At 51.3% G+C, this 5,516-nt stretch carries 2 tRNA genes and 3 rRNA genes; all 5 read left to right on the top strand.

What is annotated here, in order from left to right:
• Positions 1-227 precede the first annotated feature (227 nt).
• Positions 228-1,760 (top strand): 16S ribosomal RNA (locus ACYVOC_RS18900).
• A gap of 103 nt (positions 1,761-1,863) precedes the next feature.
• A tRNA-Ile gene (locus ACYVOC_RS18895) sits at positions 1,864-1,940 on the top strand.
• Positions 1,941-1,979: 39 nt separating this feature from the next.
• Positions 1,980-2,055: transfer RNA gene (locus ACYVOC_RS18890), tRNA-Ala, on the top strand.
• Between the two features lie 358 nt (positions 2,056-2,413).
• Positions 2,414-5,293, top strand: a 23S ribosomal RNA gene (locus tag ACYVOC_RS18885).
• Between the two features lie 122 nt (positions 5,294-5,415).
• Positions 5,416-5,516 (top strand): 5S ribosomal RNA (rrf, locus tag ACYVOC_RS18880); the annotation flags it as partial.

Raw genomic sequence — 5,516 nt, 5'->3', positions numbered from 1 at the left:
TGAGGCTCTGCTGATCGTGGCGGAGTTAGCAAAAACAAAGATGCAAATCTGGTTTTTGCGGGAACATTAAAAATATACAGCCGATAAGCGTGGGCGTTTGAAGCGAATTGCGAAGTTCTTTTGGAACTGAAGTCGCAAGACTTTAAACGCTCATGGAGATAGAAGTGAAGTTCACTTCAATTCCGTTTTTATGAGTGAAGTCGGAAGACTTTAAATTTATCAAGATCGAACTGTAGAGTTTGATCCTGGCTCAGATTGAACGCTGGCGGCATGCCTTACACATGCAAGTCGAACGGTAACAGCACTTCGGTGGCTGACGAGTGGCGGACGGGTGAGTAATACATCGGAACGTGCCCGATCGTGGGGGATAACTACTCGAAAGAGTGGCTAATACCGCATACGATCTACGGATGAAAGCGGGGGATCGCAAGACCTCGCGCGGACGGAGCGGCCGATGGCAGATTAGGTAGTTGGTGGGATAAAAGCTTACCAAGCCGACGATCTGTAGCTGGTCTGAGAGGACGACCAGCCACACTGGGACTGAGACACGGCCCAGACTCCTACGGGAGGCAGCAGTGGGGAATTTTGGACAATGGGGGAAACCCTGATCCAGCCATGCCGCGTGCAGGATGAAGGCCTTCGGGTTGTAAACTGCTTTTGTACGGAACGAAAAGACTCTTTCTAATACAGAGGGTCCATGACGGTACCGTAAGAATAAGCACCGGCTAACTACGTGCCAGCAGCCGCGGTAATACGTAGGGTGCAAGCGTTAATCGGAATTACTGGGCGTAAAGCGTGCGCAGGCGGTTATATAAGACAGATGTGAAATCCCCGGGCTCAACCTGGGAACTGCATTAGTGACTGTATAGCTGGAGTGCGGCAGAGGGGGATGGAATTCCGCGTGTAGCAGTGAAATGCGTAGATATGCGGAGGAACACCGATGGCGAAGGCAATCCCCTGGGCCTGCACTGACGCTCATGCACGAAAGCGTGGGGAGCAAACAGGATTAGATACCCTGGTAGTCCACGCCCTAAACGATGTCAACTGGTTGTTGGGAATTTACTTTCTCAGTAACGAAGCTAACGCGTGAAGTTGACCGCCTGGGGAGTACGGCCGCAAGGTTAAAACTCAAAGGAATTGACGGGGACCCGCACAAGCGGTGGATGATGTGGTTTAATTCGATGCAACGCGAAAAACCTTACCCACCTTTGACATGTATGGAAGATCGCAGAGACGCGATTGTGCTCGAAAGAGAGCCATAACACAGGTGCTGCATGGCTGTCGTCAGCTCGTGTCGTGAGATGTTGGGTTAAGTCCCGCAACGAGCGCAACCCTTGCCATTAGTTGCTACATTTAGTTGGGCACTCTAATGGGACTGCCGGTGACAAACCGGAGGAAGGTGGGGATGACGTCAAGTCCTCATGGCCCTTATAGGTGGGGCTACACACGTCATACAATGGCTGGTACAAAGGGTTGCCAACCCGCGAGGGGGAGCTAATCCCATAAAGCCAGTCGTAGTCCGGATCGTAGTCTGCAACTCGACTACGTGAAGTCGGAATCGCTAGTAATCGTGGATCAGAATGTCACGGTGAATACGTTCCCGGGTCTTGTACACACCGCCCGTCACACCATGGGAGCGGGTCTCGCCAGAAGTAGTTAGCCTAACCGCAAGGAGGGCGATTACCACGGCGGGGTTCGTGACTGGGGTGAAGTCGTAACAAGGTAGCCGTATCGGAAGGTGCGGCTGGATCACCTCCTTTCTGGAAAACTGCAGTTCTAATTGAACGCCCACACTTATCGGTTGTTGGAAAAAGTCGCTGCAAGCGCATATGTGAAAGCATGTGAGTGAGTAGAGGCAGGCCTGGGTCTGTAGCTCAGTTGGTTAGAGCACCGTCTTGATAAGGCGGGGGTCGGTGGTTCGAGACCACCCAGACCCACCAAGTGCTGCGGGCGACACGTGAGAAGACAATGCGGTTCCTGGGGGATTAGCTCAGCTGGGAGAGCACCTGCTTTGCAAGCAGGGGGTCGTCGGTTCGATCCCGTCATCCTCCACCAACATCCAAAGAGAGTTGCACAAGGCAGTGCAGCAAATCAACACCAAAGCAGCTTTGCAAAAGGCTGTTTTGTTGTTGATCGAGATAGTTCGATCAATCGGCTGTTCTTTAAAAATTCATAGAGTCGAATCAGCGTTGCTGATGGAAAGCATCGAAGGATGCACCGTGCCATCAGCAACATGAAATTTGATTGCGTCAACACGAATGAAACTTTGTTTTATTCAAGTAATGACGAATTGTTCTCTAGGTAGCAATACCGAAGAAACATTCATATTACGGCATAACGCGCAAGGTGAAAGACCTTGCAAGTCCTTGAAAAATTAGATGGAGATGTTTCGCAAGAGACGTCAAAGTTATAGGGTCAAGTGACTAAGAGCATGTGGTGGATGCCTTGGCGATGATAGGCGACGAAAGACGTGATAGCCTGCGAAAAGCTTCGGGGAGCTGGCAAATAAGCTTTGATCCGGAGATATCTGAATGGGGAAACCCACCCTTAGGGGTATCGCAACCTGAATACATAGGGTTGCGAGGCGAACCGGGTGAACTGAAACATCTCAGTAGCTCGAGGAAAAGACATCAACCGAGATTCCGAAAGTAGTGGCGAGCGAAATCGGAGAAGCCGTGCAGTGATAGCACGACGGTTAGCAAAATGGGATGGAAAGCCCAGCCATAGCAGGTGATAGCCCTGTATGCGAAAACCGACGTGTGGTACTAGGCTGCAGACAAGTAGGGCGGGGCACGAGAAACCCTGTCTGAATATGGGGGGACCATCCTCCAAGGCTAAATACTCATCATCGACCGATAGTGAACCAGTACCGTGAGGGAAAGGCGAAAAGAACCCCGGGAGGGGAGTGAAATAGATCCTGAAACCGCATGCTTACAAAAAGTAGGAGCCTCGAAAGGGGTGACTGCGTACCTTTTGTATAATGGGTCAGCGACTTACATTCAGTGGCAAGGTTAACCGAATAGGGAAGCCGTAGAGAAATCGAGTCCGAATAGGGCGAACATAGTCGCTGGGTGTAGACCCGAAACCAAGTGATCTATCCATGGCCAGGATGAAGGTGCCGTAACAGGTACTGGAGGTCCGAACCGACTAATGTTGCAAAATTAGCGGATGAGCTGTGGATAGGGGCGAAAGGCTAAACAAACTTGGAAATAGCTGGTTCTCTCCGAAAACTATTTAGGTAGTGCCTCAAGTATTACCGTCGGGGGTAGAGCACTGTTTAGGCTAGGGGGTCATGGCGACTTACCAAACCTATGCAAACTCCGAATACCGACGAGTACAGCTTGGGAGACAGAGCACCGGGTGCTAACGTCCGGACTCAAGAGGGAAACAACCCAGACCGCCAGCTAAGGTCCCTAAAATTGGCTAAGTGGGAAACGAAGTGGGAAGGCTAAAACAGTCAGGATGTTGGCTTAGAAGCAGCCATCATTTAAAGAAAGCGTAATAGCTCACTGATCGAGTCGTCCTGCGCGGAAGATGTAACGGGGCTAAGCCAGTTACCGAAGCTGCGGATGTGCAATTTATTGCACGTGGTAGGAGAGCGTTCTGTAAGCCTGTGAAGGTGCCTGGTAATGGGTGCTGGAGGTATCAGAAGTGCGAATGCTGACATGAGTAGCGTTAAAGGGGGTGAAAAGCCCCCTCGCCGTAAGCGCAAGGTTTTCTACGCAACGTTCATCGGCGTAGAGTGAGTCGGCCCCTAAGGCGAGGCAGAGATGCGTAGCTGATGGGAAACAGGTCAATATTCCTGTACCGATCAATAGTGCGATGTGGGGACGGAGAAGGTTAGCTCAGCCAACTGTTGGATATGTTGGTTCAAGCCTGTAGTCGTGCCCGGTAGGCAAATCCGCCGGGCTTAGATGAGGGGTGATAACGAGTCTGCTTGCAGACGAAGTGAGTGATACCCTGCTTCCAGGAAAAGCCACTAAGCTTCAGCTATTGACGACCGTACCGCAAACCGACACTGGTGCGCGAGATGAGTATTCTAAGGCGCTTGAGAGAACTCAGGAGAAGGAACTCGGCAAATTGATACCGTAACTTCGGGAGAAGGTATGCCCCAAGTAGGTGAACCTGTACAAGGCGAGCCCAAAGGGGTTGCAAAAAATCGGTGGCTGCGACTGTTTACTAAAAACACAGCACTCTGCAAACACGAAAGTGGACGTATAGGGTGTGACGCCTGCCCGGTGCTGGAAGATTAAATGATGGGGTGCAAGCTCTTGATTGAAGTCCCAGTAAACGGCGGCCGTAACTATAACGGTCCTAAGGTAGCGAAATTCCTTGTCGGGTAAGTTCCGACCTGCACGAATGGCGTAACGATGGCCACACTGTCTCCTCCTGAGACTCAGCGAAGTTGAAATGTTTGTGATGATGCAATCTCCCCGCGGAAAGACGGAAAGACCCCATGAACCTTTACTGTAGCTTTGTATTGGACTTTGAACGGATCTGTGTAGGATAGGTGGGAGGCTTTGAAGCCAGGACGCTAGTTCTGGTGGAGCCAACGTTGAAATACCACCCTGGTGCGTTTGAGGTTCTAACCTAGATCCATTATCTGGATCGGGGACAGTGCATGGTAGGCAGTTTGACTGGGGCGGTCTCCTCCCAAAGCGTAACGGAGGAGTTCGAAGGTACGCTAGTTACGGTCGGACATCGTGACGATAGTGCAATGGCATAAGCGTGCTTAACTGCGAGACTGACAAGTCGAGCAGATGCGAAAGCAGGACATAGTGATCCGGTGGTTCTGTATGGAAGGGCCATCGCTCAACGGATAAAAGGTACTCTGGGGATAACAGGCTGATACCGCCCAAGAGTTCATATCGACGGCGGTGTTTGGCACCTCGATGTCGGCTCATCTCATCCTGGGGCTGTAGCCGGTCCCAAGGGTATGGCTGTTCGCCATTTAAAGAGGTACGTGAGCTGGGTTTAAAACGTCGTGAGACAGTTTGGTCCCTATCTTCCGTGGGCGCTGCAGATTTGAGGAAGCCTGCTCCTAGTACGAGAGGACCGGAGTGGACACACCTCTGGTGTACCGGTTGTCACGCCAGTGGCATCGCCGGGTAGCTAAGTGTGGAAGAGATAACCGCTGAAAGCATCTAAGCGGGAAACTCGTTTCAAGATGAGATCTGCCGGGGGCTTGACCCCCCTAAAGAGTCGTTCTAGACCAGGACGTTGATAGGCTGGGTGTGGAAGTGCAGCAATGCATTAAGCTAACCAGTACTAATTGCTCGTGCGGCTTGACCCTATAACTTTGATCTCTCCAGATCAGGGATGTTATGCCAAGTTGTCGCAATCAAAATATAAGCTGATTCCAAACTCTATGAATTCGCTAGGCAGTCCTCAAAAACTGCCCAGCACCAAGTTATGCCTGATGACCATAGCAAGTTGGTACCACTCCTTCCCATCCCGAACAGGACCGTGAAACGACTTTGCGCCGATGATAGTGCGGGTTCCCGTGTGAAAGTAGG

This window comes from Simplicispira piscis (assembly GCF_054783455.1).
Note: the sequence above shows the minus strand (reverse complement) of the source record. Positions and strands in the feature narration are given on the sequence as shown.